The 26,041-nt window shown below is 38.6% G+C and carries 23 protein-coding genes and 4 tRNA genes; 13 read left to right on the top strand and 14 right to left on the bottom strand.

What is annotated here, in order from left to right; all coding sequences use genetic code 11:
• Nucleotide 1: 1 nt before the first annotated feature.
• Together malQ and glgP are read right to left on the bottom strand one after the other, a co-directional pair.
• Complete coding sequence (malQ, locus tag O1Q79_RS09400) at nt 2–2,062, bottom strand: 4-alpha-glucanotransferase (RefSeq protein ID WP_386691976.1); 2,061 nt, start codon at nt 2,060–2,062, stop codon at nt 2–4.
• 44 nt (nt 2,063–2,106) lie between these two features.
• Nucleotides 2,107–4,497 (bottom strand): glycogen/starch/alpha-glucan family phosphorylase, encoded by a 2,391-nt coding sequence (gene glgP, locus O1Q79_RS09395; RefSeq protein ID WP_386691974.1) that lies wholly within the window; start codon nt 4,495–4,497, stop codon nt 2,107–2,109.
• Between the two features lie 148 nt (nt 4,498–4,645).
• Between glgP and malT the strand changes: the two genes are divergently transcribed.
• Nucleotides 4,646–7,357: an HTH-type transcriptional regulator MalT gene (gene malT / locus O1Q79_RS09390; RefSeq protein WP_386688515.1), complete on the top strand. Its 2,712-nt coding sequence runs from the start codon at nt 4,646–4,648 to the stop codon at nt 7,355–7,357.
• Nucleotides 7,358–7,477: 120 nt separating this feature from the next.
• Here malT and O1Q79_RS09385 read toward each other — a convergent pair whose 3' ends face one another.
• Nucleotides 7,478–8,209, bottom strand: a complete 732-nt coding sequence (locus O1Q79_RS09385; protein WP_386691972.1) for a hypothetical protein — start codon at nt 8,207–8,209, stop codon at nt 7,478–7,480.
• A 159-nt stretch (nt 8,210–8,368) separates the two neighbouring features.
• Here O1Q79_RS09385 and O1Q79_RS09380 point away from each other — a divergent pair, with 159 nt between their 5' ends.
• The 5 genes from O1Q79_RS09380 to O1Q79_RS09360 all read left to right on the top strand — a co-directional run bounded on the left by O1Q79_RS09380 (nt 8,369) and on the right by O1Q79_RS09360 (nt 11,535).
• A complete protein-coding gene (locus O1Q79_RS09380; RefSeq protein WP_386691970.1) occupies nt 8,369–8,917 on the top strand; it encodes a TetR/AcrR family transcriptional regulator in 549 nt (182 codons plus the stop codon).
• 811 nt (nt 8,918–9,728) lie between these two features.
• On the top strand, nt 9,729–9,974 hold the full coding sequence (locus tag O1Q79_RS09375) for a hypothetical protein (RefSeq protein WP_386691968.1): 246 nt from the start codon (nt 9,729–9,731) through the stop codon (nt 9,972–9,974).
• Nucleotides 9,975–10,024: 50 nt separating this feature from the next.
• A complete protein-coding gene (locus O1Q79_RS09370) occupies nt 10,025–10,312 on the top strand; it encodes a helix-turn-helix domain-containing protein (protein WP_386691966.1) in 288 nt (95 codons plus the stop codon).
• Nucleotides 10,305–11,240, top strand: a complete 936-nt coding sequence (locus O1Q79_RS09365; protein ID WP_386691964.1) for a reverse transcriptase family protein — start codon at nt 10,305–10,307, stop codon at nt 11,238–11,240. The genes O1Q79_RS09370 and O1Q79_RS09365 overlap by 8 nt, the downstream gene beginning before the upstream one ends.
• Before the next feature lie 76 nt (nt 11,241–11,316).
• Nucleotides 11,317–11,535: a Fic family protein gene (locus tag O1Q79_RS09360; RefSeq protein WP_386691962.1), complete on the top strand. Its 219-nt coding sequence runs from the start codon at nt 11,317–11,319 to the stop codon at nt 11,533–11,535.
• A gap of 223 nt (nt 11,536–11,758) precedes the next feature.
• Here O1Q79_RS09360 and adhE read toward each other — a convergent pair whose 3' ends face one another.
• The 7 genes from adhE to O1Q79_RS09325 form a co-directional block, all read right to left on the bottom strand.
• Nucleotides 11,759–14,374, bottom strand: coding sequence for a bifunctional acetaldehyde-CoA/alcohol dehydrogenase (gene adhE, locus O1Q79_RS09355; protein WP_386691960.1), 2,616 nt, complete (start codon nt 14,372–14,374; stop codon nt 11,759–11,761).
• 314 nt (nt 14,375–14,688) lie between these two features.
• Complete coding sequence (locus tag O1Q79_RS09350) at nt 14,689–15,351, bottom strand: PIN domain-containing protein (RefSeq protein ID WP_386691957.1); 663 nt, start codon at nt 15,349–15,351, stop codon at nt 14,689–14,691.
• A gap of 183 nt (nt 15,352–15,534) precedes the next feature.
• Nucleotides 15,535–16,719 (bottom strand): elongation factor Tu, encoded by a 1,185-nt coding sequence (gene tuf / locus O1Q79_RS09345; RefSeq protein WP_386691955.1) that lies wholly within the window; start codon nt 16,717–16,719, stop codon nt 15,535–15,537.
• Between the two features lie 111 nt (nt 16,720–16,830).
• Nucleotides 16,831–16,906: transfer RNA gene (locus O1Q79_RS09340), tRNA-Thr, on the bottom strand.
• A gap of 7 nt (nt 16,907–16,913) precedes the next feature.
• Nucleotides 16,914–16,988: transfer RNA gene (locus tag O1Q79_RS09335), tRNA-Gly, on the bottom strand.
• Between the two features lie 42 nt (nt 16,989–17,030).
• Nucleotides 17,031–17,115, bottom strand: a tRNA-Tyr gene (locus tag O1Q79_RS09330).
• A gap of 30 nt (nt 17,116–17,145) precedes the next feature.
• Nucleotides 17,146–17,221: transfer RNA gene (locus O1Q79_RS09325), tRNA-Thr, on the bottom strand.
• A 217-nt stretch (nt 17,222–17,438) separates the two neighbouring features.
• Here O1Q79_RS09325 and coaA point away from each other — a divergent pair.
• The 5 genes from coaA to O1Q79_RS09300 all read left to right on the top strand — a co-directional run bounded on the left by coaA (nt 17,439) and on the right by O1Q79_RS09300 (nt 20,972).
• Nucleotides 17,439–18,386 (top strand): type I pantothenate kinase, encoded by a 948-nt coding sequence (gene coaA / locus O1Q79_RS09320; protein WP_386693386.1) that lies wholly within the window; start codon nt 17,439–17,441, stop codon nt 18,384–18,386.
• Between the two features lie 205 nt (nt 18,387–18,591).
• Nucleotides 18,592–19,284 carry a hypothetical protein gene (locus O1Q79_RS09315; protein WP_386688784.1) on the top strand — a complete coding sequence of 231 codons (693 nt, stop codon included), beginning with the start codon at nt 18,592–18,594 and terminating at the stop codon, nt 19,282–19,284.
• 24 nt (nt 19,285–19,308) lie between these two features.
• Entirely contained in the window at nt 19,309–19,656 is a 348-nt protein-coding gene (locus O1Q79_RS09310) for a DUF1330 domain-containing protein (RefSeq protein ID WP_386691953.1), read from the top strand.
• A 19-nt stretch (nt 19,657–19,675) separates the two neighbouring features.
• A complete protein-coding gene (locus O1Q79_RS09305) occupies nt 19,676–20,338 on the top strand; it encodes an HXXEE domain-containing protein (RefSeq protein ID WP_386691951.1) in 663 nt (220 codons plus the stop codon).
• Between the two features lie 61 nt (nt 20,339–20,399).
• Nucleotides 20,400–20,972: an NADPH-dependent F420 reductase gene (locus tag O1Q79_RS09300; protein WP_386691949.1), complete on the top strand. Its 573-nt coding sequence runs from the start codon at nt 20,400–20,402 to the stop codon at nt 20,970–20,972.
• Between the two features lie 67 nt (nt 20,973–21,039).
• Here O1Q79_RS09300 and O1Q79_RS09295 read toward each other — a convergent pair whose 3' ends face one another.
• Together O1Q79_RS09295 and O1Q79_RS09290 are read right to left on the bottom strand one after the other, a co-directional pair.
• Nucleotides 21,040–21,603 (bottom strand): TetR/AcrR family transcriptional regulator, encoded by a 564-nt coding sequence (locus O1Q79_RS09295; RefSeq protein ID WP_386691947.1) that lies wholly within the window; start codon nt 21,601–21,603, stop codon nt 21,040–21,042.
• 18 nt (nt 21,604–21,621) lie between these two features.
• Nucleotides 21,622–22,179 (bottom strand): RBBP9/YdeN family alpha/beta hydrolase, encoded by a 558-nt coding sequence (locus O1Q79_RS09290; protein WP_386691945.1) that lies wholly within the window; start codon nt 22,177–22,179, stop codon nt 21,622–21,624.
• A 128-nt stretch (nt 22,180–22,307) separates the two neighbouring features.
• Between O1Q79_RS09290 and O1Q79_RS09285 the strand changes: the two genes are divergently transcribed.
• Nucleotides 22,308–23,819, top strand: a complete 1,512-nt coding sequence (locus O1Q79_RS09285; protein ID WP_386688768.1) for a sodium-dependent transporter — start codon at nt 22,308–22,310, stop codon at nt 23,817–23,819.
• A 1-nt stretch (nt 23,820) separates the two neighbouring features.
• Nucleotides 23,821–23,913, top strand: coding sequence for a methionine/alanine import family NSS transporter small subunit (locus tag O1Q79_RS09280; RefSeq protein ID WP_132299703.1), 93 nt, complete (start codon nt 23,821–23,823; stop codon nt 23,911–23,913).
• 118 nt (nt 23,914–24,031) lie between these two features.
• Here O1Q79_RS09280 and O1Q79_RS09275 read toward each other — a convergent pair whose 3' ends face one another.
• Entirely contained in the window at nt 24,032–25,081 is a 1,050-nt protein-coding gene (locus O1Q79_RS09275) for an NAD(P)-dependent alcohol dehydrogenase (RefSeq protein WP_386691943.1), read from the bottom strand.
• 32 nt (nt 25,082–25,113) lie between these two features.
• Nucleotides 25,114–25,899 carry an HpcH/HpaI aldolase/citrate lyase family protein gene (locus O1Q79_RS09270; RefSeq protein WP_386691942.1) on the bottom strand — a complete coding sequence of 262 codons (786 nt, stop codon included), beginning with the start codon at nt 25,897–25,899 and terminating at the stop codon, nt 25,114–25,116.
• Nucleotides 25,900–26,041: the final 142 nt, after the last annotated feature.

Genomic DNA, 26,041 nt, shown 5'->3' with positions numbered 1-26,041 from the left:
ATTAACCCAACCGCTGCTGTTTCACCCCAATCAACAACGCCTGAATTTCCCGATCGGCAAAAATCGCATCAATATTTTTAGTTAATTTCCGCCGCCAATTAGGATACTGCGCGCTGGTGCCAGGGATATTGACAGGTTCGGTCATATCTAACCAATCTTCGGGTTGTAAACCAAATAATGCACTACTTACCTTAGCCACATAGCGTTGTAATTGATGATTGAATGTTTTGCTTACTTGAGAATCAAGGGTTTCATCAATCCCCTGTTCAATGTCTATATCTGCTTGTTGCAAGCGTTGCAAGATTTTGCTTTTGGCTTGAATTCTCTCTTTTTGTAACACCGCCAAAATTTGTGGGTTTGGATAAACGCCAAAACGTTGTCCCAACTCAAAATCATAACCACGCCAATAACCGTTAATGGTGGGTAAATCGTGGGTACTTAGGGTTGTCATGGCTTGATAAGGATATTGTTGTAAATCTCGGCTTTGTCCTTGTTGGTCAAATTCAAAATAAAAGATTTTGTAAGAGAGAATGCCTGCATTACGTAATTTGCTGACAATTTCTTTTGGCACCGTACCTAAATCTTCTCCAATGATAGTGCATTGATGACGCTGGCTTTCAAGTGCCAGAATCGCAATTAAGTCGTCCACTGGATAACGGATATAAGCCCCGTTGACCGCACTATCCCCTTTCGGAATCCACCATAAACGCAATAAAGACATAATATGATCAAGGCGTAACGCACCGCAGTGTTGCATATTAGATCTGACTAATTCAATAAACGGACGATAGGCTTGTTGTTGCAAAATGTGTGGATTGAATGGCGTTAATCCCCAATTTTGCCCTTGCGGTCCAAGTACATCGGGTGGTGCGCCGACAGAAGCATTTAGGCAAAATAAGGTTTTATTATTCCAAGTTTCTGCCCCATTACCCGTTACGCCGACCGCTAAATCACGGTATAAACCGATTGGCATCGCTTGTGCTTTACACAAAGCATCACATTCTGCCAGTTGTTGATCAGCAATAAATTGTAACCAACTGTAAAACAAAATATCCTGTTGATGTTGCTGGCGGAATTGTTGCACGGCTGGCGAGTTAAAATCTTGATACGCTTTCGCCCAAAAATCCCAACCCCATTGTTCGGAAAAGTATTGGCTCAAATGGGCGTGTAACGCATCAAAGGTTGCTTGTACTTGCAGGCTTTCGCCACCTTTTTGTAAGAACTCAATGAAAGTAGGATTTTCTTTATCCGCTTGCTGAAAGGCAAAACGCAATCCTGTTAATTTTAACGGAATAACATCCGCATAGTTAATCCAATCTGTGGCTCGAAGTGCGGTTAATTTTTGTTGAATTTCATCGGAGTTAAACCACGCTTGTGCTTCTTGGCTTTGTTGAAACTCCACTAGGCTTCCGATGTCAATATAAGCAATATTTAACCAACGGCGTGAAGATGGGCTGTAAGGACTGGCAGATTCAGGATTGGCAGGGAAGAGTGCATGAATCGGATTCAAGCCTAAAAAATCTGCTTGATAAGGCTCGAGCTGTTGGATAAATTGTTTTAGATCACCAAAATCGCCGATACCCCAGTTGGTTGCTGATTTTAAGGTATAAAGCTGTAAAAAGGTTCCCCATAATTTTTTGTGTTCCAGCAGCTCAATCGGTTGATAGCAACGTTCAGGGGCAATAATCACCACGCATTGCCATTGTTGTTTGCCTACGGTTAATTGTAATTGATGATAGCCCAGTGGTAAATTCTGCGGTAACGGAATCGTATTGCGTTTGATTTTGCCTTGCAAAGGTTCAGTCTGATTTTCTAACCAAAGCTGCCATTTTCCCTGTATGTGTTCACGTTGATTGGTGGTATTTAATGGGAAAAAGTGCGGTGTTTTTTGGCGAAATATTTTCACCGTTGGCAACAATGAATGTTGCGAGAAATTATTTTCAAACGCTTTGAGTAACCGCTTTTTTACTTCCGTTTTAGGGGGAATTTTTAATCCCCTTTCATCAAAAAAATACGGCAAAATACCCGCTTGTTGGCATTGTTTATTCAATATTGTTGTCATCATGTTCCCCTTATTTTCCCCTGCTGTAACAGGGGAAAACGTTGTTATTTCAACCAAATACGTTGTTGATAATCTCGAATGGAACGGTCAGAACTGAACATACCAAGCCGAGCCGTATTCAAAATACAACTGTGTAACCATGCTTCCCTGTCTAAATAAGCCTGTCCAATGCGTTGTTGAGCTACCATATAGCTATCAAAATCCGCCAACACTAAGAACGGATCACGTTCTATTAAGCTGTCGATCATCAATTTGAACATCGCCTTATTGCCTTGGCACACTGCCCCTTTGGTTAAAAAATCCACCGCACTTTTTAACACGGGATTTTGTTGATAATAGGCTTTCGGGTCATAACCTTGTGCCAACAGTTCGCGGACACTTTCTACCGTATGACCGAACAGGAAAATATTTTCTGTACCGACCATCTGGGCGATTTCCACATTAGCACCATCTAATGTACCAAGGGTTAATGCCCCATTTAAGGCGAGTTTCATGTTGCCCGTCCCTGAGGCTTCTTTACCTGCCATGGAAATTTGTTCCGACACATCGGCGGCGGGAATAATTTTTTCCGCCAGACTGACGCGATAATCTGGCAAGAATGCGACCTGTAATTTGTCTTTCATTTGCTTATCATGATTAATCACTTGTGCCACGTTATTAATGGCATGAATAATATTCTTCGCCAAATAATAACCTGGTGCCGCTTTGCCTGAGAAGACAAATAAACGTGGCGTGAACGGCATATTTGGATTATCTTTAAGCTGTTGATAGGTCGCAATAATATTGAGTAAATTCAAATGTTGGCGTTTGTATTCGTGGAAACGTTTAATTTGCACATCAAAAATGGCATCTTCATTTACGCTTAAACCAAGGGTCTGTTTAATTTCCGCACTCAATATCGCTTTGTTATGTTGTTTAATTTGGCGATATTCGGTACGGAAACCACTATCTGCCACATATTTCTCAACACCCTGTAATTGTTCAAGATTTTTAGTCCAATCTGTTTGTAAAGTGCGGTCTAATAAATCACTTAATTTTGGATTAGCTTGACGAATCCAGCGGCGTGGCGTGATACCATTGGTCACATTACAGAATTTGGTTGGGAAGATTTTATGATATTCAGGGAATAAATCCGTCACCAATAAATCCGAATGAATTTGAGCCACTCCATTGACTTTAAAGCAAGTGACCACACAAAGATTTGCCATGCGAACCCGATAATCAAATAAAATCGCCAATTTTTCCCAAACTTGCGGATTTTCACCAAATTCTGACCGCACTTTTGGCTGAAATAACCGATTGATTTTATCCACAATTTGGAAATGACGTGGTAATAATTGTTTAAATAGGCGTTGATCCCATTGTTCCAAGGCTTCGGGTAATAAGGTGTGATTGGTGTAAGCAAAGGTGTTTGAACAAATTTCCCAAGCCTGATCCCAGCTTAAATTATAGTCATCTAATAACACTCGCATTAATTCTGGAATAGCCAGAGTTGGGTGGGTATCATTTAATTGAATCACTTGATATTTAGCAAAGTCTTGTAGGCGATGACCCTGTGCCAAATGACGAGCTAAAATATCCGCCACTGAACAAGCACAGTGGAAATACTGTTGCATTAAGCGGAGTTTTTGCCCTGCTTTATGGTTGTCATTCGGGTATAACACTTGGGTTAAGGCAGCCGCATTAACGATTTCTTTGTCCGCAAGCAAGAATTTACCGTCATTAAATTTCTCAAAGCTAAAGGTTTGATCGTTATCCGCTTGCCATAAACGTAAAGGCTGCACGACATCATTTTGATAACCCACCACAGGCAGATCATAGGCTTTACCTTGAATGGTCAATGCAGGTTGCCATTCGTATTTATCATCTTTAATGCACTGAATTTTGCCCCCAAATCCCACTAATTGGGTTTTGGCTGGATTGTGGCTTTGCCACGGGTAATCATTGCGTCCCCAAAAATCTGCACTTTCTTTTTGTACGCCGTTTTCAAAGGCTTGTTTGAATAAACCGTATTGGTAATGCAAACCATAGCCTGTGGCAGGTTGTCCAAGACTTGCCATAGAATCTAAGAAACAGGCAGCTAATCGACCTAAACCACCATTCCCCAATGCAGGATCACGTTCTTGTTCTAACACATCAACGATTTCTACTCCATAGTTGGCTAAATAGACCTTGGCTTGCTGGTAATAACCTAAATTCATCAGGTTATTGCCTGTTAATCGCCCGATAAGAAACTCCATAGAAAGATAATTGACGTGGCGAGTATCCGCCTTTTTTTGTGCTGGTTTGGCATAAGCTAAAGCAAGGCTCCCTTCGGCTAACACTTGATACCATTGGCTCAAAGAAAACTGTTCGGCACCGTCCACATCAAAATAACGGCAGTATTTTTGCACGACAGTATCAAATGACACCTGAGTAAATTGGTTTTGTAACATAGCAACTCCATAAATTTTTATTAAATCTCTATGTTTCATTATCTTGGATCAATGTAAAAATAAATCATCCTTGCTATAATCTTCGTAGTATGACTATAAAGAAGTAGAGAAGCTGTATTCTCCTACACAAACTGGATACCTTAAATATATGCTCATTCCATCAAAACTGATTTGTTCTTACCGCTTACAAAATAGCGTGATTCGAGAGCGTTTAATACAATTATTAGATAAAGCCTGTGAATATCCGTTGGTGCTGATTAATGCACCTGCGGGTTATGGTAAAACCACGTTAATTTCTCAGTGGATTAATTCACAACAACCCAAAAATGTGGGTTGGTATTCGCTAGATGAAAGTGACAATAATCCCGAACGTTTTGCCACCTATTTTTGTGCAGCTCTTAGCCAAGCGATTAATGCAGAACAGCCCATAATAGAAGATGGGCAATTTAATCATCAAGCCAGCTTATTTACCTTATTCGATCAGCTGTTAATTAAGATTGCTGGCTTAAAAGGGCATTTCTATTTGATTATAGATGACTATCATTTAATTGAAAATGAAGATATTCACGAAGCATTAAAATATTGGATTCGTCATCAGTCCGATAATATGACATTGATTTTGCTTTCTCGCTCCGTGCCACCGTTAGGCATTGCCAATTTGAGAGTGCAAGAACAATTATTAGAAATTGATGCGGGTCAATTACCTTTTAATCATCAAGAAAGTATTGCTTTTTTCCAATCTCGTCTTGATGCAGAATTAATTGAACCAGAAATCACCGCACTTTGCGATGAAGTAGAAGGTTGGCCGACCGCCTTACAATTAATTAGCCTATCCGTTAAGCAACAAAACACCTCATTACAGGACGCTGCCAAACGGTTAGCCAAGTTAAATAATTCCCATATCAATGAATATTTAAATGATGAAGTGCTAAATAAGCTCGATCAGACAGCTCGCAAATTTCTGCTCCAATGTTCTGTGCTGCGTTCCATGAATGAAGCATTAGTACAACATTTAACGGGTGTAACCAATAGTCGCAAATCCTTAGAAGAGTTAGAAAAACAAGGTTTATTCTTACATCAAATGGATTCCGAAGACAACTGGTGGCGTTTCCACCCTTTATTTGCCACGTTTTTATGGCAATGTTGCCAAACCGAGTTAGGCGAAGAATTGCAAGATCTTCATCAACGGGCAGCAGAAGCATGGTTAAAATTGGGTTATATCACCGAAGCCTTATATCATGCGATGCAATTAGAAAATCGTTCCATTTTGTTATCCATTCTAAATCAACATGCTTGGGATTTATTTCATCATGGCGAACTGCAATTATTGGAAGAAAGTTTACAATGCCTAAATGAAGACGAATTTATGCAACAGCCAAATTTAGTCTTACTCAAGGCATGGCTGGCACAAAGTCAACATCGACATAATGAAGTAATCGGCATTTTTAGCCAATTTAAACAAGCATTACAGCAAAATAACATACAATTAAGCAAAGAAAATCAGGCGGAATTTGATGTATTATTGGCACAGGTTGCCATTAATGACGGCAATGAAGATACGGCGTTATCCCTTGCATCAAAAGCACAAGCCGATTTACCCGAAAATGCCTATTACGCACAAATTGTAGCCAATTCTATTATTGGTGAAGCACATCATTGTTATGGTAATCTCGAGCAAGCCTTAAAAATCCAACAACACACTGAAAAAATGGCACGTCATCACCATACTTATCATCATATTTTATGGTCGCTGTTACAACAATCAGAAATTTTAATGGCACAGGGCTTTTTGCAAGCCGCTTATGATATGTTGGATAAAGCCACCCTGTTTGTGAAAGAAAATCATCTACAAAAAATTCCTATGTATGAGTTTTTGCTCCGCTTAAAAGGGCGTATCTTATGGGAATGGTACAATCTTGATAAAGCTGAAGCCATGGCAAATGCAGGCATTCAAATTCTAAATAAAGCCTCTGATAAATTACAATGTGTGACGCTATTAAGCAAAATTTCACTGGTGCGTGGTGATTTAGATAACGCTGATCGGTTGATTAAAGGCTTAGATATTTTACAAGGTATGCACGATTATCATGATGACTGGTTAGCCAATGCTGATTCTGCCAAAGTATTGTTATATCAAATGAATAATAATCTTGAAGCCATGCAGAACTGGTTAATTCAAAGTAAACAACCCCACACCGATCGCAATCATTTTAGCCAAGAGCAATGGCGAAGTATTGCCCGAGCATACATTGCACTAGGTGAATTTAGCCAAGCGAAACAGATTTTAGATCGTATCATTGAAACTGCCCAGCAACTCAATTTAACCAGTGATTTAAATCGAGCATTAATATTGCGTAACCGTCTATATTTCTTACAAAATGAGAAAAATCTGGCTCAAACAGATTTGCTCGAAGCACTTCGCTTAACCAAACAAACGAATTTTATCAGTGCGTTTGTGCTTGAAGGCGATATTATGGCACAACAAATTCGTCAACTCTTGCAATTAAGCAATGTATTAGACGAATTTACCCAACATAAAGCCCAATTTATTTTACGCAGTATCAATCAGCACTATCGGCATAAATTTGCCCATTTTGACGAGCAATTTGTAGAACGTTTATTGAACAACCCTGAAGTCCCTGAATTGCTTAAAATCAGCCCACTGACCCAGCGAGAATGGCAAGTGTTAGGGCTAATTTATTCAGGTTATAACAATGAACATATTGCAGAAGAATTGCAAGTCGCCATAACCACCACCAAAACCCATATCCGCAATCTATACCAAAAAATCGGCGTAGCAAATCGCACCGAAGCCATTGATTATACTAAGGAACTGTTGAGATTGATGGGGTATAGTTAGGATAAAAATAAGTTAGAAAATACCGCACTTTGTGATCTACATCTTGGTAAGTTAATTATTCGTTTAACTTCTGACGGAAGATCATTTTTGTGCGGTCTTACTTAATCCTACAAACTAAATCTACGACTCGGCTTTAGGCAACTTCCACACACTCACCCAGTGCCAAATCGCCACCGCCAAGCACACCGTCCCCAACACAAAGAACCAAGGGCGGTTGAAATAATCAGGGTCAGACGTGGTGTACATACCCAATCCTTGCGGCAGAAAAGTCGCAATCGTGCCAAGGACGATAAAAAACGCCAAGCCAAACTGCCCCTTGGCACGTTTGCGGTGAGCCATAAAATGCAGAGCAGGCCCGATTGCCATGATGACATTTGTAGAAATAAAGATGCAAAACATCAGTTTATCGCTCATAAAATCACGCACCGTACACAGCACCACAAAGCTCACCACCGTCATCGCTGCTACCCACAAAGTCGCTTGCTTGACGGTTACAGGCTTGTCGTAATACTTACCAAAAGTTTCTTGGCGTTCATATTTAATCGCTTCGTATAAGGCATGAATTTCAAAAATATTAAACGCTACCATACCCAGCCACACAGCCTGAAACACCAGCGAATCGTACTCGTAAAACCATTGATAAAACAAGGTTACAAACAAAAAATCGTGAGCCAGATAAAAGCAGTGCATATACACCGGAAACGGCGAAGGCTTGCCGCCGCGTGCCATAAAAAAGGCGTAAATATATTGAATAAAGCCAAATCCCATTGCAAAAATCATCAAAGGAATCATCAGGCTGGGTTGAGTATTGAATTTTTCAATAATCATATCAGCGTTATAAGTCGGGTTCATATTGTTCTCTTCGCTAAAAAATATGCCCTTATTTTAACCAACAGCAAACGGCAAACCAAGCAAAAATTTTTTAAAATTCACTGCATAAACCAACAAAATTCGTAGTTTGTAGTCTTATGCAGTACAATAGCATAAATTCTCTGATAACAGGATTGACCTATGCCAAGCGATTTACGCCAAGATTTAAGAAAGACACGCACGCAAAAACAGCTCCGCCAAGCCTTGATTAGCCTGCTTAATGAAAAACCCTACAACAAAATCAACGTACAGGAAATTTGCGATACGGCGATGATTAACACATCAACCTTTTATCGCCATTTTTACGGCAAAAGCGAGTTGGCAGGGGTGATGATTGCCGAATTTAAAACAGAATTTGAACAAATTCAGCAATATGCCAGAAGTTGCGAGCGGTTAAGTGAATTTAATAGCGAGCAAACCGCACGCTTATTTGAACTTCGCCACAGCTTGCTTGCCTTATGGAAGATTGACACGCCACGCCATCATCTGTATCAAGATATGTTCGCGTCCATTCAACAACAGCTACGCCTATTTGTCGCCAAGCAAAATAAAACGTGCAGCGAATTTCAAACCATTTTATTCGCCACTACGATTTTAACGGTGATGAAATATTATTTTGAACGAAACTTGCCTGTACCGGCACAGGAATTGTTTGATGAATGGCAAGGAGTGTTGGATTTTGTGGTGTGAGTGGGACAATATTAAAAAATACCGTATGCGAGATATATATTCCGTAGGTTGTTATCCGTTTGTTTCGGTGGACTCAAAATGGAGTTATTGGGGAGCATATTTACCAAAATCGCTTCAGCCCTGATGCTTTACTGTTGTACCTAGCCTTATTTAAATTGGTCAAGCACAAAAATTATTTTGTGCTGACCACCGATACGGATAGCCAATTTGAGAAAGTGAATTTTATCCCCGAGCGATTGTTCACCACCCAAGGTAGTTTGTAAATCTTTAGCAAAATTCAACCGTTTGTGAAACCATTTTATTCGCTATTCTCGTCTTTAAGAAATGCACAATGCTGTTGCATTATGATATTGGGGATAAGAGACAGCATCAGATTTTAATTTTCATTTGAAGGTACTAAGTAACTTTGTATTCAAGCACCCCCAATGATGTATTAAATTTGACTGCTAGTCAAAAAATATTTGACTAATGAAGAAGTAAAGGGTAGAATTATATCCTATGACGAGATGTTACCGTCTCGATGCATTTTAAAAGATAATGACCTTATATGTCGAGTGAGAATGTGGCATTCAATAGAATGTCGATTGCATTATAGCAATCTACTGGCGGTCTAAGATTTAGTCGTAAAGGCTGAAAAAAGACACAAAGCATAGAACTACCAAGATTAGTTTTGATGAGATAAAACAAATAAAACAACTGGTGAGTTTTTAATTTGAGCAACCTGTAGCACTATCCATTTTATTTCTTTACGGTTCGACATTGTTTTGACAACTGGTGCAATTTCGCACTGTTAAGAAAACGAGGTTCAAAGATGAAAAATTCTGATCTTTTGAAAAATTCTATTGAAACATTAAAATTGTTACGAGTAGAAATGCATAATAAAATGGATAGTCGTGAACAAGCAAAACTAGATGAGGTCATTAAAAATTTAGAACAAAACCAATTAGTTGAGAAACCATTTGATAAATCAGAGTTGCTCAAATTATTAGGTGATATTCTTAAAAATTTACCTTATCTTTCGAAAATGATAGAAACATTTGTTCAATTATTTTCCTAATTTGTTTGCAGCAGGTTGTCTTATTTTTCTAATTTTATTAAGGACTTTATATGAATATTGGTAAAGCTATTAAGTTATGCCGTAATCAAAGAAACCTTACTAAATTAAAATTAGCTGAAAAAGCAGAATTATCTGTTTCTTATATTACCTTGTTAGAACAAGGGAAACGCGATCCTAATTTATCTACGATTGAGAAAATTTGTACCGCTCTCAATATTCCTACCAGTATTTTAATGTTCCTTGCTACTGATGCCCACGAACGAGATGAGTTAAGCACGGAATTATCTGAAAAATTATCATATTTAGCATGGTCTTTAATCGGAGAATCTAATGAATGATTTTTGCTACCCACACAACCCCATTGGTTCTTTAAACAAATTAGCTGATTTATTAGACATTTCTTTAGATGAATTGATAGACTTACAAAATAATACTGATCAATATTATCGTCTTGTTCAAAAGAAACCAAAATCAGATGGATCATTTCGAGAAATTTATGATGTGGAACCACGCTTAAAAAAAGTGCATTCTAAGATTTTAGATCTATTTTTTAAGGATTTAAACTACCCCGATTATTTACAAGGTGGTATTCGCAAACGTGATTATCTTTCTGATTCAAAACAACATCTTAATAAGAAAATTATTATTAATGAAGATGTTAGTAACTTTTTTCCCAGTATTTGTGAAAAGGTTATTTTACAAACTTGGCTAAAATTTTTTCACTTTCCTAAGGATGTTGCTGAATGTTTAACAAAATTAGTTAGTTACAAAGGTTTCTTGGTTCAAGGTGCAAAAACAAGTGGATATTTGTGTAATGTGATTTTATGGAAACGAGAAAAGAAATTATATGATTATTTTAAATCAAATGGCTTTGTTTATTCTCGTTTTGTTGATGATGTTACTATATCAACAAAGAGAAATATTCCTAACCAAGAAAAAACAGAAATTATAAGAAAAGTTTATGGAATGTTTTTTAGTATTGGAGCAAAACCAAATCGTAAAAAACATAAAATAATGCCTAAAGGAACAGTTCAGAAAGTACACGGTATCAATGTATCAACAACAGTAGCTACTTTTCCTAAAGATGAGCAAAAAAAAATAAGATCTGCTGTATATGAATGTGAGCAAAAATATCTAAAGATTCCTGATGCAGAATATCAATCTTTATTTAATTCTACAAAAGGACGAGTTCATCATATTAGTCGTCTTAATCCCGAAGTTGCCAAAAGATTATTAGAGAGATTAGAAAAAGTAAAGCCTACCTAAAATCAAAAAGTAGGCTATATCAACTTTCTCAAAAACGATCTAACCCCAAACATTCCACACTGATGAAATTCAAGATTTGATAAATAATTTGGTAGAATTTATCAATAATGATGAATTAAGCGAACTTGATCCTTTGATAAAAATGGTGATTATTCATCATCAGTTAGCAAATATTCACTTTCTTTATGACGGCAATTGCAGAACAGGATGGATCTTAAATATTTTATATTTAGTAGCACAAGGGTTTGCTGAATTTGCCTATATTGAGCCTATCCCACATTTTGCGACTTGCTAGAACACCATTTTTGCCAATAATATCAATCACAAGCCTACGCCCAACTGCTACCCTGCACCGAAAAAACCTTGCGTTTAACTTACATTTCCAATGCTAAACATCATATTTGGTTATAAAAATCTACACCTTGACTTAGTTGGTGATTAGTCCAACTTTTGGGGTGCAGATCATTTTTTTTAGTAAATAACCAAAGTGCGGTGTATTTTTTATAAATTTTTAGAAATTACTTCTCATCACCATAATAGGCTTTGGTCATAATTTCTTCCATATCTTCCACCATGGCTAAACGTGGGTTAGCTGGGGTGCATTGATCTTCATAAGCGTGTAATGCCAATTCACGGCGAGCGGCTAAGAACGCTTGTTCATCTACGCCCTGATCACGCAAGGACATTTTTATTCCGCAACGAATCGCTAAATCATGAACTGCTTTCGCATAAGATTCAACACCTTGCTCTGGGGTAGAGGCTGGTAAACCTAAGATTTTTGCGATGTCTTGATAGCGTTTATCCGCAATGTAGCTGGTGTATTTTGGCCAAGTTGCCACTTTGGTTGGGCGAGTACCATTATAGCGAATAACATGTGGTAACAAGATTGCATTTGTACGACCATGAATGGTATGGAATTTACCGCCGATTTTGTGTGCCATGGAGTGACTGATACCTAAGAATGCGTTAGCGAATGCCATACCCGCCATGGTTGAAGCGTTGTGCATTTTTTCGCGTGCCACTTCGTCAAATTCTTTCACGGATTTTTCAAGGTTTTCAAATACCAATTTGATGGCTTGCAAGGCTAAACCGTCAGTAAAATCATTGGCTAAGATAGAAACATAGGCTTCCGTGGCGTGGGTTAATACATCTAAACCTGTATCTGCGGCAACGTGAGAAGGCACTGACATGACTAACGCTGGGTCAACAATGGCAATGGTTGGGGTTAATGAGTAATCCGCTAATGGGTATTTAATATCACCATCGGTGATCACTGCAAATGGGGTAACTTCAGAGCCTGTGCCTGATGTGGTTGGAATACCGACAAATTTCGCTTTACGCCCTAATTGTGGGAATTTGAACGCACGTTTACGAATATCCATGAATTTTTGTACGAGATCACGGAAATCCACTTCTGGTTGTTCATAGAATAACCACATTACTTTCGCTGCGTCCATCGGAGAACCACCACCCAAGGCGATGATAGTATCTGGTTGGAAACTCCGCATTAAGTCTGTACCACGGCGGACGGTTTCAATGCTTGGGTTTGGCTCGACATCACAGAATAATTGATAAGTCACTTTATTACGGCGTTGACGGAGTTGATCGGTAATGCGATCGACAAAGCCTAAATCCACCATTGAACGGTCAGTGATAATCATCACTTTTTCCGCATCTTTCATTGATTTTAAGTATTGAATTGAATCACGTTCAAAGTAAATTTTTGATGGAACTTTAAACCATTGCATATTATTTCTCCGTCTGCCCACACGTTTAATATTAATTAAATTCACCGCACTTACGTTGTTACCGACGGAGTTTTTACCGTACGAACCACAGCCGAGTGTTAAAGATGGTAAGAAAGAGTTATACACATCACCGATACCACCAAAGGTTGATGGTGAGTTCCAAATGACACGAATGGTTTTCACTCGTTCACCGAATGTTTTGGCTAAATCAGCGTTTTTAGTGTGAATCGCTGCTGAGTGACCTAAACCGTGGAAATTCACCATAGCTTCTGAAAGGGCTAAACCTTCTTCAGTAGAATTTGCTTTTAATAACGCTAACACAGGTGATAATTTTTCACGGGTTAATGGTTCTTTTTCACCGACTAATTTACATTCGGCTAATAAAATATTGGTTTTTGGTGGAACGGTAAAACCTGCTTGTTCCGCAATCCAAGCAGCAGGTTTTCCTACCACATTTGGATTTAATTTTGCACCTGCACAGTTCGCACCGTTGGCTTTTACACCGAAAATAAATTCTTCTAATAAGGCTTTTTCTTTTTTGTTGACCAAATAAACGCCATAGGATTTCATTTCTTTGACAAAGGCATCATAAATTTCTGCATCCACAATAGCCGCCTGCTCTGATGCACAAATCATACCGTTATCAAAGGATTTTGACATCACAATGTCATGCACTGCTTGTTCAAGATTGGCTGATTTTTCTACATAAGCTGGCACATTACCTGCCCCTACGCCCAATGCTGGTTTACCACAAGAATAAGCGGCTTCCACCATAGCATTACCACCTGTAGCAAGAATCGTCGCAATACCAGGGTGTTTCATTAAGGCTGAAGTACCTTCCATTGATGGTTTGCTAATCCATTGTACACAGTCTTTTGGTGCCCCTGCTGCTACGGCAGCATCATACACCACTTGAGCCGCATGAGCGGAAGATTGTTGAGCAGATGGGTGGAATGCAAATACAATCGGATTACGGGTTTTTAACGCAATTAAGGCTTTAAAAATGGTCGTTGATGTTGGGTTGGTAGTTGGCGTGATACCACAGATCACACCGACAGGATCAGCAATTTCGGTAATGCCTGTTACGTCATCTTCGCTAATTACGCCAGCGGTTTTCAGGTGACGCATATTATTCACGACATACTCACAGGCAAACAAGTTTTTGGTGGCTTTATCTTCAAACACACCACGCCCTGTTTCTTCATAAGCGTGCATGGCTAATATGCCGTGCTTATCTAATGCCGCCACTGATGCTTTGGCAACGATATAATCCACTTGTTCTTGGTCCAGCTTGCGGAATTCTTCCAACGCCACTAAACCTTTTTCAACCAGTGCATTTACTTCTGCTTGGGCTGGGCTAACTGCATTTTCAACAGCATTACTCATAATGATTTCTCCTAAAAGTTGTAAAATATTATCACTGGAGTGAATTATAACATTTTGGAGTAAGCAGGGCATCAATTTACCTAAAAACAGTTATAAAATCTGACATAGATCAAATATTCACGCAAAAAAATAACAGATAGCCAATTAATTTTTAACTATTTTTTAACATTTTCCACTTAACCAAATTATTTCACCCCTGACCACCAATCTTCCTGTGGCAATTTATTCAATGTAAAAGTTTGCCCTATTTTGGGCGTAACCGTTTGGAAATCCTGTTTCTCAGCAGTTGTTAAAAATGTTGGATACCTATTTTTTCACTTTTTTAAATAGACCACTTGACTATTTTTAATCGTAATCCACTTCTCTTTTTCCAAGCGTTCAATGATGCTATTAGTGATATGTTGTTTAAGATCCCGTGTAATTTCCACAAAATTCATTCTACCAGAGATGTGATTATATAATGCTTGCATTTTCTTCGGTAAATGTCGTTCTTCTGATTTAGTTAGGAAATGAATAACCAACTTAAAGGTTTTCTCCATTATCTTATCTGAAATAGATTGGCTCACTTTCACTTTTTCTTTGTCTTCAAGTTTATTTTGATTATTGGTTGATTCCAATATATTTTGTATTTTACTCTCATCTTGTGGACGAATAAGTTGGCAATGTCGTGTTGTTAATTTATGAATATAATCACAGATTCCCAAATAACCTTTATCATTTGAAATAATATCAAATTGAATCACTTTATCCGCTGAGTGATCACATTTACCAAGATAATAAGCGATATGGAAATCCAAATTATTATTCGCAATCTTATCCACAGTAATGATGACTATATTTAATGGTACTGTATATTTTTCTGCAAGCCTAATACTTGTTTGGTTAGCACCAATGAATAAAAATATTTTTTCATATTGGGTTAGATTAAGATAATCCAAAGAATTGATGTTTTCGTAATCAATAAAAGCATATTTCATTTTTAGAAATCCGATAAATAAAAACATAGTATTAACAAGAAATTTATTTAAAGAAAGTAATACAGGTCAAAAATGGAATCAAGATCACAAATTTTAAGACGGAATTAAGCGTTTCAGCTTGAACATAAAAATAAAGGGACGTAATCAATACGTCCCTAAAAGATTTGTCTGCTAAATCGTTAATTATTTAACAATTTTCGCTACCACACCAGCACCTACTGTACGTCCGCCTTCACGAATCGCAAAGCGTAAACCTTGGTCCATTGCGATTGGGTGGATTAGGCTCACAGTCATTTTGATGTTGTCGCCTGGCATTACCATTTCTACGCCTTCAGGTAACTCGATAGTACCTGTTACGTCCGTTGTACGGAAGTAGAACTGTGGACGGTAGCCTTTGAAGAATGGAGTATGACGTCCGCCTTCTTCTTTTGATAAGACGTAAACTTCTGATTCGAAATCTGTGTGTGGAGTGATTGAACCTGGTTTAGCCAATACTTGACCACGTTCGATTTCTTCACGTTTTGTACCACGTAATAATGCACCGATGTTTTCACCTGCACGACCTTCGTCAAGTAATTTACGGAACATTTCAACTCCGGTTACGGTGGTTTTCGCGGTGTCTTTGATACCGACGATTTCAACTTCATCACCAGTACGTACGATACCACGTTCTACACGACCAGTAACAACAGTACCACGACCAGAGATTGAGAATACGTCTTCAATTGGTAATAAGAACGGTTGGTCGATTGCACGCTCAGGTTCCGGGATGTAAGTATCTAAGTGGTTTGCTAATTCAACGATTTTTTCTTCCCATTCTGCTTCGCCTTCAAGGGCTTTTAAGGCAGAACCACGTACGATTGGGGTATCGTCGCCTGGGAAATCGTATTGTGAAAGTAATTCACGTACTTCCATTTCGACTAATTCTAATAACTCTTCGTCATCTACCATGTCGCATTTGTTTAAAAATACGATGATGTATGGTACACCTACTTGGCGACCTAATAAGATGTGCTCACGAGTTTGTGGCATTGGGCCATCAGTTGCTGCAACTACTAAGATTGCACCGTCCATTTGTGCCGCACCAGTGATCATGTTTTTAACATAGTCGGCGTGTCCCGGACAGTCAACGTGTGCGTAGTGACGAGTTGGGGTATCGTATTCAACGTGTGAGGTGTTGATAGTAATACCACGTGCTTTTTCTTCTGGTGCATTATCGATTTGGTCGAATGCACGAGCAGCACCGCCGTATTTTTTTGCTAATACAGTGGTAATTGCTGCTGTTAAAGTTGTTTTACCATGGTCAACGTGGCCGATTGTACCCACGTTAACGTGCGGTTTTGTACGTTCAAATTTTTCTTTAGACATTTTAATAAGTCCCTCTAAAAAACACGGTTATCGATGGTACAATAACACCACATTAACCTAATGTAACTAATATTTCTATGGTTTATAAAGGATAGATTTGAAATTAAGAAGTGGTGCTGATAGGCGGATTTGAACCGCCGACCTCACCCTTACCAAGGGTGCGCTCTACCAACTGAGCTATATCAGCGCTTACTTGGAGCGGGCAGCGGGAATCGAACCCGCATCTCTAGCTTGGAAGGCTAGGGTAATAGCCATTATACGATGCCCGCAGTCCTAAATTCATCTGTCCATCAAACAAATTCATTGATAAGTGGTGGAGGGAGAAGGATTCGAACCTTCGAAGGCTGAGCCAACAGATTTACAGTCTGCCCCCTTTGGCCGCTCGGGAACCCCTCCACAAATGAATTGCTTATTTACGATAATAAATGGTGCCGACTATCGGAATCGAACTGATGACCTACTGATTACAAGTCAGTTGCTCTACCTACTGAGCTAAGTCGGCATATCGTAAGCAAGTGAGGCGTATTATAGGGAAATTTTACGCCCTGACAAGTATTTTTTAATAAAAAAGAGAATTTTTCTATTATTCGACTAATAAACAAGCAGAATTTTATCATTCTGTTTTAAACACCAACATTCTTGTAAAAATTTATGCCACTCTACTGCAAATTAAGGTATATTTCACATATCTTACATTATGCGACAAAACTAAAGATATTATTGTGACGGACATTATTTATTCTAACAACAAACCTCTTAGTCCTTTTTTAACATTTGAACGTGAACAATGGGCGGAATTGCGGAAATCTGTTCCACTAAAACTGACAGAACAAGATCTAAAGCCCCTATTAGGTTTTAATGAAGAGCTTTCTTTAGATGAAGTCAGTACAATATATTTGCCGCTAGTTCGTTTGCTCAATTACTACATTGAAGAAAATATTCGCCGCCAAACCGTATTAAACCGTTTCTTAGGCGTACACAACCCAACGGTTCCCTATATTATTAGTATTGCGGGGAGCGTGGCTGGGGGAAAAAGTACATCAGCTCGAATTATTCAAACTTTATTAAGCCAATGGCCGAATGAACGTAAAGTAGATCTCATCACCACAGATGGATTTCTATACCCACTTGATATACTTAAAGAAAAAAATATTTTAGATAAAAAAGGGTTTCCAATTTCTTATGACACTCCACAACTTCTAAAATTTCTAGCCGATATTAAATCCGGCAAAAACAACGTCAAAGCCCCAATTTATTCACATCTAACTTATGATATTATCCCCGATCAATTTAATATCATTGATCAACCTGATATCTTAATTTTAGAAGGTTTGAACGTATTACAAATCAGCACCAAGGCAGAAATCTTTGTATCAGATTTTGTAGATTTTTCTATTTATGTAGATGCTGAAGAAGAATTATTAAAAAAATGGTATATCCATCGTTTCCTAAAACTCCGCCAAAGTGCATTCAATAACCCAAATTCTTATTTCAAACATTATGCGAATTTATCCGAACAAAAAGCCATTCAAACCGCTGGCAAAATTTGGGATGATATCAATGGGCTAAATTTGAGAGAAAATATTTTACCTACCAGAGAACGAGCAAATCTTATCCTCAAAAAAGGGGCGGATCATGCGGTAGAATTAGTGAAGTTAAGAAAATAGTGGAAAATATACCGCACTTTGTGATTTAACCCAACAATATAAATATATAAAATTTGTTTATCCATACAAAATAAACAATATGTCTGCTTATCCCTATAGTAATACTTATTGCTGTTGGTTGTTTCAATTGGTAATCAATTTATAATAATAACCATTGAAAGCCAACGAGCTTCATGTAATTAATCACTCAATTAGGAGAGCAAAAATGTCAAATATTCGTTCAATCATCAACGGTCAAGAAATCAGCGAAATTGAATTACTTCGCAAAGAATTAGAACGTGCTTATATCGCTTTAGATTTAATCAAAACTAAATTAGGACACGAAGGTGTAGATCGTATTCTTAAACAAGAAATGGACGAAATGGATGTGAAATTCCAACACTTCGCAAACACTTGCGATGGTGAGTTGGTGTTAAGCCAAGCTGTGATGCAAGTTGACGGCTTGAAAGCAGAAGACTTCTTAAAATGTTTCCGTACATTCAGCGAGCAAACCAACTGGAAAGCGAACCCTGAGCATTACATGATTAAAGATACCGAGGGTGGCAATCGCCGTATTATTGAAACCGTGGGCTGTTGGGATAAACCAGTGAATTTAATCGGTAAATTCTACCCAAATATTGAAAATGCTCCAGCACAAGCGAAAGCGATTCGTGATGAAGCAAAATATCCGTATGTAAATTACATTTCTTGCCCTGTGATTGAGGGTGATCACTCAACTGCCGTAGCAGCATTCCACCAGTTCCGCAATACTGACACTGGTTGCGAAGTGTTACTTGGTGTATTTATGCCAAAAGGAGTAGATCAAGAAATGATTGAGGGTCATAAATGGCACTTAGCGATTGAATGGCGTAACTGGGCGAGAATGGCAATGGAACAGCTTGCTAAAGAGAAAGCATAATTTTCTATTAACAAGGAAACAACGATGAAATTCATTAAATTAATTCCCGTAATTTTCACCGCACTTTTCACTGGCTCAGCATTCTCAACCCCAGCTTATGTTATCGGTGAAGTAAATGTTACGAACCAAGCAGGAATGCAAGAATATCGTGCAGGTTTTATGGATTCACTTAAACCTTTCGGTGGCAAAGTGATTGTGAAAGCCACCAAGCCTGATATGAAAGAGGGTGAAAGCAATGGTGTAGTGAGTATTATTGAGTTCGCAACTCTTGAGCAAGCTCAAGCATGGTACAACTCAGATTTCTATCAAAAAATCAATAAAAGTCGCAAAGACAGTAGCACATCTCGAGTGTTAATTGTTGAAGCAACATAAGCTAAATAAGGAGATTGCCATGATGAACTGGTATCGTCATAACTGGTATTATGTGGGCTTGATGATTTTTATCGCCCTTGCCTTTTATCTACCACTTTTTGGGGTACAACACTTAAGCCATATCCAAGTAATTTTAACGTTGAGCTGGATGGCATTTTTGGTACATCAGTTTGAAGAATACGGTTTACCAGGTGGATTTCCGAGCATTTTTAATATTGTTTTACAGGGTAATCACAATGATGATTTTAACCGTTACCCGACTAATGCAAATTTGGTGATGATTGACAATGTATTTTTGGCGTATCCGTTTTATATTATTCCAATCTTCTTCCCTGATTGCATTTGGTTAAGTTTAATTCAATTAGGACAAGCTGTTGCACAATATACCAATCACGGCATCACCAGTAAAAAATTAGGTAAATTATATAATCCTGGTTTAGGTTCTATTGTGTTCTTACATACGCCGTTATTGGTTTATTATATTTGCTATGTTGAAAGCCAAAACTTAGCCACTGCAAGCGATTATTTAATTGGTTTTATTGGTTCTTTTGCAGCCTTATTGGTGTTGTGGATTATCCCAATCCTTGTACTCAAAGACCGCAACAGCCCATACCCATATCGTGAAGATCGTATTTGGGGTTATGCGAAAGAGCGTGTAATGGAAATTAAAAACGGCAAATAATGTTAGGAGGGGGGAATATTGATATATTCGCCCTATGTTCAATATAAAGAGGAGAAATATTATGGCTAAAATCAGTATTTTTGGCGGAAAAGGTATGATCGGCTCACAAATTACCGCACTTTTTGAGCGTTGCGGTAACGATGTAGAAACTATCGGGCGAGATTATGACGGACACGAATTAGGCGATATTATCGTTTTAGCCGTAAAATTCCCTGATCTTGCCCCGTTAGTAGAAACTCACGGCAAACATCTTGCAGGCAAAATCGTGATTGATATTACCAACCCAATTAGCTTTGGTAATCTTGATGAATTGCTGGTACCACAAGGCACATCTAGTGCAGAAATTTTGGCGGAAAAATTACCACAAAGCCAAGTAGTAAAAGGGTTTAATATCAACTTTTCTAACTCGGTCGCCAACGCCCAAGTTAAAGGTAACCCAGCAAGTTTTGTCTTTGCTAGTGACAGTAGCGAAGCGAAACAAGCCATTTTCACTGCCCTTGAAAAAAGTGGGGCGAAATTGGTGGATGCGGGTAATTTGCAAAAAGCAAGATTGTTAGAGAGTGCAGGCTTACTGCTGATTAATCTAGCAGTGAGCGGACAAATCCAGCGTGATGGCGGTTTGGTAATTGTTTAATTATTTGTCACGAAAAGCACCGCACTTTTAGATAGCAAAAGTTAAATAGCCAAAGTGCGGTGTTTTTTTACCCTTTTTTCTCGGTTGCAATATCTAGTGTATTCTGCCATAAGGTCATAATTCTTTTCGCATTCGGTTTTTCATCTTTTTCAAAGAAAAAGCGGATAGCGGTTAAAAATGAATGGGCAAATAACAGTGATTGCAACGGTAAATCTTGTTCGCTCACACTTTTTCCGTGGGCTAATTGGATAAAAGATTGTTGAAACATTTTCACCATATCATCAAATAGATGATGACGTGGGGTATGCACTTTCCATAAGGCTAATAAAAGATGACGCAGCTCGTACCATTTAGGCATAGCCATTTCAAAAAAATGCTCTAAATTCTTTGCTTGTTGGCGTTGTTCAATTAATTGTTTTATCTCGGTTTTTAAATCCAAAATCATCTGTCCCACAAGATCATCTTTGCCTGAATAATAGGTGTAAAAGGTAGAACGATTCACCATAGCAGCATCTAAAATATCTTGTACGTTGATATCGTGATAGCTTTTTTGGTTAAGCAATGCGATTAAACCTTGGCGAATCAGTTTGTGGCTGCGGATAATTCTTAAATCGGTTTTAGATTCTGTCATGCGTTTATTCCTATCCTGTTAATTATGTATCATTTTCAATAGCTCATCATACAGCAAAGGTAATTCCGTCACCCCTTGTCTATCCAGAAAATGGTGATAACCAGAAACTTCAATATAATTTGCTTGTAGATTTTGAGCTAAATGGCGAGTAAATTGTACATTCACCACATCATCATCGTCCGATGCAATTACTACACGTTGCGGAATTTGATCAATAAGTGCGGTGAAATTTAAGCGAGTTTCATTAAACTTATCCAATTCAGGCAAATTCGGTAATTTTTCCGCAAAACCAGCCACTAAAATTACTCCACCAACGTTTATTTTTGCTTGTTGTAGAAAACGTAAGGTCGCAATACAACCTAAACTATGCCCGATAAAATAACTATTTTGACCGAGTTGGTGAATATTTTTTTGATGAAATGTTAACCATTCCTGCGGATCGGGTTGACTAGAATTTGGCATATCAAAAATTTGCGTAGCAATATTTTGATTTTCTAACCGCACTTTTAACCAAGGAAACCAATGTTTTTGTGAATTTGCGGTGTAACCATGAGTAATATAAATATTATTTAGCATAAAACCCCTACTTTTAAGATTAGATTTAGTGTTTTTTCAGATTTCTATCTATTTTTGATTGACTAAACAGCATTTTCGTTTATATTTTCGGATCTATTGTTTAATTCACATTATTATAAGGGGGTAGAATGAGTCATTCTACACGTGAAACTTTTTCTGGACGCAGAGCGTTCATTCTTGCCGCCATTGGTTCAGCGGTTGGTTTGGGAAACATTTGGCGTTTTCCTTACACAACTTATGAAAATGGAGGCGGTGCATTTATTATACCTTATTTGATCGCATTATTAACCGCAGGTATTCCATTATTATTCTTAGACTATGCTATCGGACATCGTCATCGTGGTGGTGCCCCATTGTCTTATCGTCGCTTCAGTAAACATTTTGAAACGTTCGGTTGGTGGCAAGTGATGGTCAATGTGATTATTGGTATTTACTATGCGGTAGTACTTGGCTGGGCAGCAACCTATACCTATTTTTCTTTCACCAAAGCATGGGGGGATAAACCCGTTGATTTCTTCGTGGGTGAATTCTTAAAAATGGGCGATGTTACTCAAGGCGTTAGCTTTGAATTTGTTGGCATGGTGGTTGGTCCATTAATTGCAGTATGGATTGTTGCCTTAGCAGTTTTAGCCTTAGGCGTACAAAAAGGGATTGCCAAAAGCTCTTCTATTTTAATGCCATTGTTAGTGGTAATGTTCTTAACCTTAGTGGTTTCTGCATTATTCTTACCTGGGGCAGCAAAAGGTTTAGATGCACTATTTACCCCAGATTGGTCAAAACTATCCAATCCTAGCGTATGGATTGCTGCTTACGGACAAATCTTCTTCTCATTATCTATCTGTTTCGGGATTATGATCACCTACGCCTCTTACTTGAAAAAAGATTCTGATTTAACAGGTTCAGGTTTAGTGGTAGGTTTTGCTAACTCTAGTTTTGAAGTATTAGCAGGGATCGGAGTCTTTGCTGCACTTGGTTTTATGGCAACCGCGGGGGGTCAGGAAGTGAGTGAAGTAGCAAAAGGTGGTATCGGTTTAGCTTTCTTTGCATTCCCAACTATTATTAATGAAGCACCATTTGGTCAAGTGCTTGGCGTGTTATTCTTTGGTTCACTGACCTTTGCTGCATTAACCTCGTTTATTTCGGTGATTGAGGTAATTATTTCCGCTGTACAAGATAAACTTCGTATTCGCCGCTCGAAAGTTACTTTCTTAGTAGGCTTACCAATGATGGTGGTTTCAGTATTCTTATTTGGTACAACAACAGGCTTACCAATGCTTGATGTAATGGATAAATTCGTCAACTATTTCGGTATTGTTGCTGTGGCATTCGTGTCATTAATTGCGATTGTGGCTAACGAAAAACTAGGCGTATTGGGTAATCATTTAAATGAAACCTCATCATTTAAAGTGGGTTTTGTATGGCGTTTATGTATTGTTATCACGACAGGTATTTTAGCCTTTATGTTATTAAGTGAGGGTGCAAAAGTATTTAGTGAAGGTTATGAAGGCTATCCAAGCTGGTTTGTCAATACCTTTGGTTGGGGAATGGCAATCGCCTTAGTTGTCGTTTCTATTTTACTCTCTCGCTTAAAATGGAAAGATGAAGTTTTAGCAGAACACCACGCTGAAGAAGGGGAATAAGATGAGTACCAGTGCAATTATTATGATGATTGTCGCCCTAGGCATTATTTGGGGTGGATTATTGGTTTCGCTTTATATTTTACCAAAAGACTAAAGCGTAAATATTAGAGAAAAAGCACCGCACTTTACAAAATGATCTGCTCCTTATTCAGTTAGTATTCGTCTAACTTTCAGATAGCAGATCAAAAAGTGCGGTTGTTTTTTCCAAGAATTTATAATGTATTTGCAACATCAATCACAAAACGATATTTCACATCGCTTTTTAGCATACGTTCATAAGCAGTATTGATGTCTGCCATATTAATCATTTCTACGTCCGACACGATATTATGCTCACCGCAGAAATCCAATAATTCTTGCGTTTCTTTAATGCCGCCAATCACAGAACCTGCGATAGAACGTCTGCCGAAAATCAATGGTGCAGTAGAAAATTCAGGGTGTTGCCCAATCAACCCTACAAATACCAAAGTACCATCTAATGCCAATGTCGGCATATAAGGGCTGACATCGTGGCTGTATGGCACGGTATCAATGATTAAATCAAACTGATTTGCTGCCGCTTTCATCTGCTCTTCATTGGTAGAAACAATAATTTGGCTTGCCCCTAAACGCAAGGCATCTTGCGATTTTGCAGGCGAACGGGTGAATAGAGCCACTTGTGCACCCAGTGCTTTTGCCAATTTAATCGCCATGTGTCCTAGACCACCCAAACCTACAACTGCCACTTTTGAGCCTTTGCCCACGTTCCAATGACGAAGTGGCGACCAAGTGGTAATCCCAGCACATAATACTGGCGGTACCGCTTTGGTGTCTAAATTTTCAGGCACACTTAACACGAACGCTTCACTCACTACAATTTCTTTAGAATAGCCACCGTAAGTTGGTGTATGATCGTGGCGATCGACACCGCCATAAGTTTGCGTTGAACCTTGTTCGCAGTACTGTTCTAAATCATGTTGACAAGAGTTACAAGTACGGCAAGAATCCACTAAACAGCCCACGCCGACCAGATCGCCAACTTTAAACTTGCTCACTTTTGAACCAACGGCTTTCACACGTCCAACAATTTCATGTCCTGGCACAACAGGAAATTGCGACACGCCCCAGTCGTTACGAGCCATGTGTAAATCGGAATGGCACACACCTGTGTAAAGAATATCAATTTGCACATCATCTGCACGCAAAGCACGGCGTGGTACATTAAAGGGAACAAGTGGCTGAGTGGCAGATAACGCAGCGAAGCCTTTTACAGTATAAGTCATAAAAATTTCCTCCAATTAAATAATTGTTTAAATTATAACACAGCTTTGTAGCTGGCTAAGGTGTTCATTGCCATTGTTTTGAGTAGCCCAGTGTCCGCACCGACACCCAAAAAACGCACCCCCATATCCGCATATTTTTTCGCTTGTTCAGGGGTCAAGGCAATCGTCCCCACGATCACGCCAAGTTCTTGAATACGTTTAATCATATAATCCATCGCCTCGACCACTTCAGGGTGGAAAATATTCAAACCATGCCCCATATCCACAGCTAAATCAATCGGTCCTAAGAAAATCGCCCCCACACCTTGGGTTTTCACAATGGCTTCAAGATTTTCCATTCCCTTTTTGCTTTCAATTTGCAAAATCATCATACTTTCGGCTTCAATGCGATCTTGATAATCCATATAGGCACCAAAACGGCTGGCACGCACGGCAGGTGCACCCATTCCACGATTGCCACGACCTGGGTAGCTCGCCCAGTACATAATTTGTTCCGCTTCTTCGCCAGTTTCCACTTTTGGGAAAATGATATTTTGCACACCGCTATCCATTAACTGCTTGATAATACCAGAGTTTGCATCAGGCACACGCACCACTGGGGTCATACCATAAGGGGCAATGGCACGGCAGGCATCTAAAATAGTTTGAATGGTATGCGGTCCGTGTTCTGCATCAATAAATAACCAGTCGTAATCGGTTGTCGCCAACACTTCTGCTACGTCTGCGGACGTAGTTTCAAAGCCGACACCAAATTGTAATTTGCCAGCTTCTACATTATGTTTGAAATGATTTTTTAAGTAATCTTGTTGAATAGCCATAATTTAAACTCTCTTGTATTGTTGATGTGTATAATTGTAATGGCTAAGGAAAATTTGGGGTAGCTTGATTGAGCAGGATATTTGCCTAATTCTCTAAATTTGCAAAAAGTCTAAAAAAAACACCGCACTTTTATCAAAAAAG

Origin of the sequence: Lonepinella sp. MS14434, from assembly GCF_042468235.1 — a bacterium.
Lineage (GTDB): Bacteria > Pseudomonadota > Gammaproteobacteria > Enterobacterales > Pasteurellaceae > Lonepinella.
This window is presented reverse-complemented; position numbering and strand designations above follow the sequence as displayed.

Coding starts and splice junctions, on each gene's coding strand:
- tuf (WP_386691955.1), bottom strand. CDS start 16,719: ATGTCTAAAGAAAAATTTGAACGTACAAAACCGCACGTTAACGTGGGT.
- malQ (WP_386691976.1), bottom strand. CDS start 2,062: ATGACAACAATATTGAATAAACAATGCCAACAAGCGGGTATTTTGCCG.
- O1Q79_RS09300 (WP_386691949.1), top strand. CDS start 20,400: ATGGCTAAAATCAGTATTTTTGGCGGAAAAGGTATGATCGGCTCACAA.
- O1Q79_RS09270 (WP_386691942.1), bottom strand. CDS start 25,899: ATGGCTATTCAACAAGATTACTTAAAAAATCATTTCAAACATAATGTA.
- O1Q79_RS09275 (WP_386691943.1), bottom strand. CDS start 25,081: ATGACTTATACTGTAAAAGGCTTCGCTGCGTTATCTGCCACTCAGCCA.
- O1Q79_RS09375 (WP_386691968.1), top strand. CDS start 9,729: ATGAAAAATTCTGATCTTTTGAAAAATTCTATTGAAACATTAAAATTG.
- O1Q79_RS09365 (WP_386691964.1), top strand. CDS start 10,305: ATGAATGATTTTTGCTACCCACACAACCCCATTGGTTCTTTAAACAAA.
- O1Q79_RS09310 (WP_386691953.1), top strand. CDS start 19,309: ATGAAATTCATTAAATTAATTCCCGTAATTTTCACCGCACTTTTCACT.
- O1Q79_RS09290 (WP_386691945.1), bottom strand. CDS start 22,179: ATGCTAAATAATATTTATATTACTCATGGTTACACCGCAAATTCACAA.
- O1Q79_RS09280 (WP_132299703.1), top strand. CDS start 23,821: ATGAGTACCAGTGCAATTATTATGATGATTGTCGCCCTAGGCATTATT.
- O1Q79_RS09305 (WP_386691951.1), top strand. CDS start 19,676: ATGATGAACTGGTATCGTCATAACTGGTATTATGTGGGCTTGATGATT.
- O1Q79_RS09315 (WP_386688784.1), top strand. CDS start 18,592: ATGTCAAATATTCGTTCAATCATCAACGGTCAAGAAATCAGCGAAATT.
- glgP (WP_386691974.1), bottom strand. CDS start 4,497: ATGTTACAAAACCAATTTACTCAGGTGTCATTTGATACTGTCGTGCAA.
- O1Q79_RS09385 (WP_386691972.1), bottom strand. CDS start 8,209: ATGAACCCGACTTATAACGCTGATATGATTATTGAAAAATTCAATACT.
- O1Q79_RS09370 (WP_386691966.1), top strand. CDS start 10,025: ATGAATATTGGTAAAGCTATTAAGTTATGCCGTAATCAAAGAAACCTT.
- malT (WP_386688515.1), top strand. CDS start 4,646: ATGCTCATTCCATCAAAACTGATTTGTTCTTACCGCTTACAAAATAGC.
- O1Q79_RS09350 (WP_386691957.1), bottom strand. CDS start 15,351: ATGAAATATGCTTTTATTGATTACGAAAACATCAATTCTTTGGATTAT.
- O1Q79_RS09295 (WP_386691947.1), bottom strand. CDS start 21,603: ATGACAGAATCTAAAACCGATTTAAGAATTATCCGCAGCCACAAACTG.
- adhE (WP_386691960.1), bottom strand. CDS start 14,374: ATGAGTAATGCTGTTGAAAATGCAGTTAGCCCAGCCCAAGCAGAAGTA.
- O1Q79_RS09285 (WP_386688768.1), top strand. CDS start 22,308: ATGAGTCATTCTACACGTGAAACTTTTTCTGGACGCAGAGCGTTCATT.
- O1Q79_RS09380 (WP_386691970.1), top strand. CDS start 8,369: ATGCCAAGCGATTTACGCCAAGATTTAAGAAAGACACGCACGCAAAAA.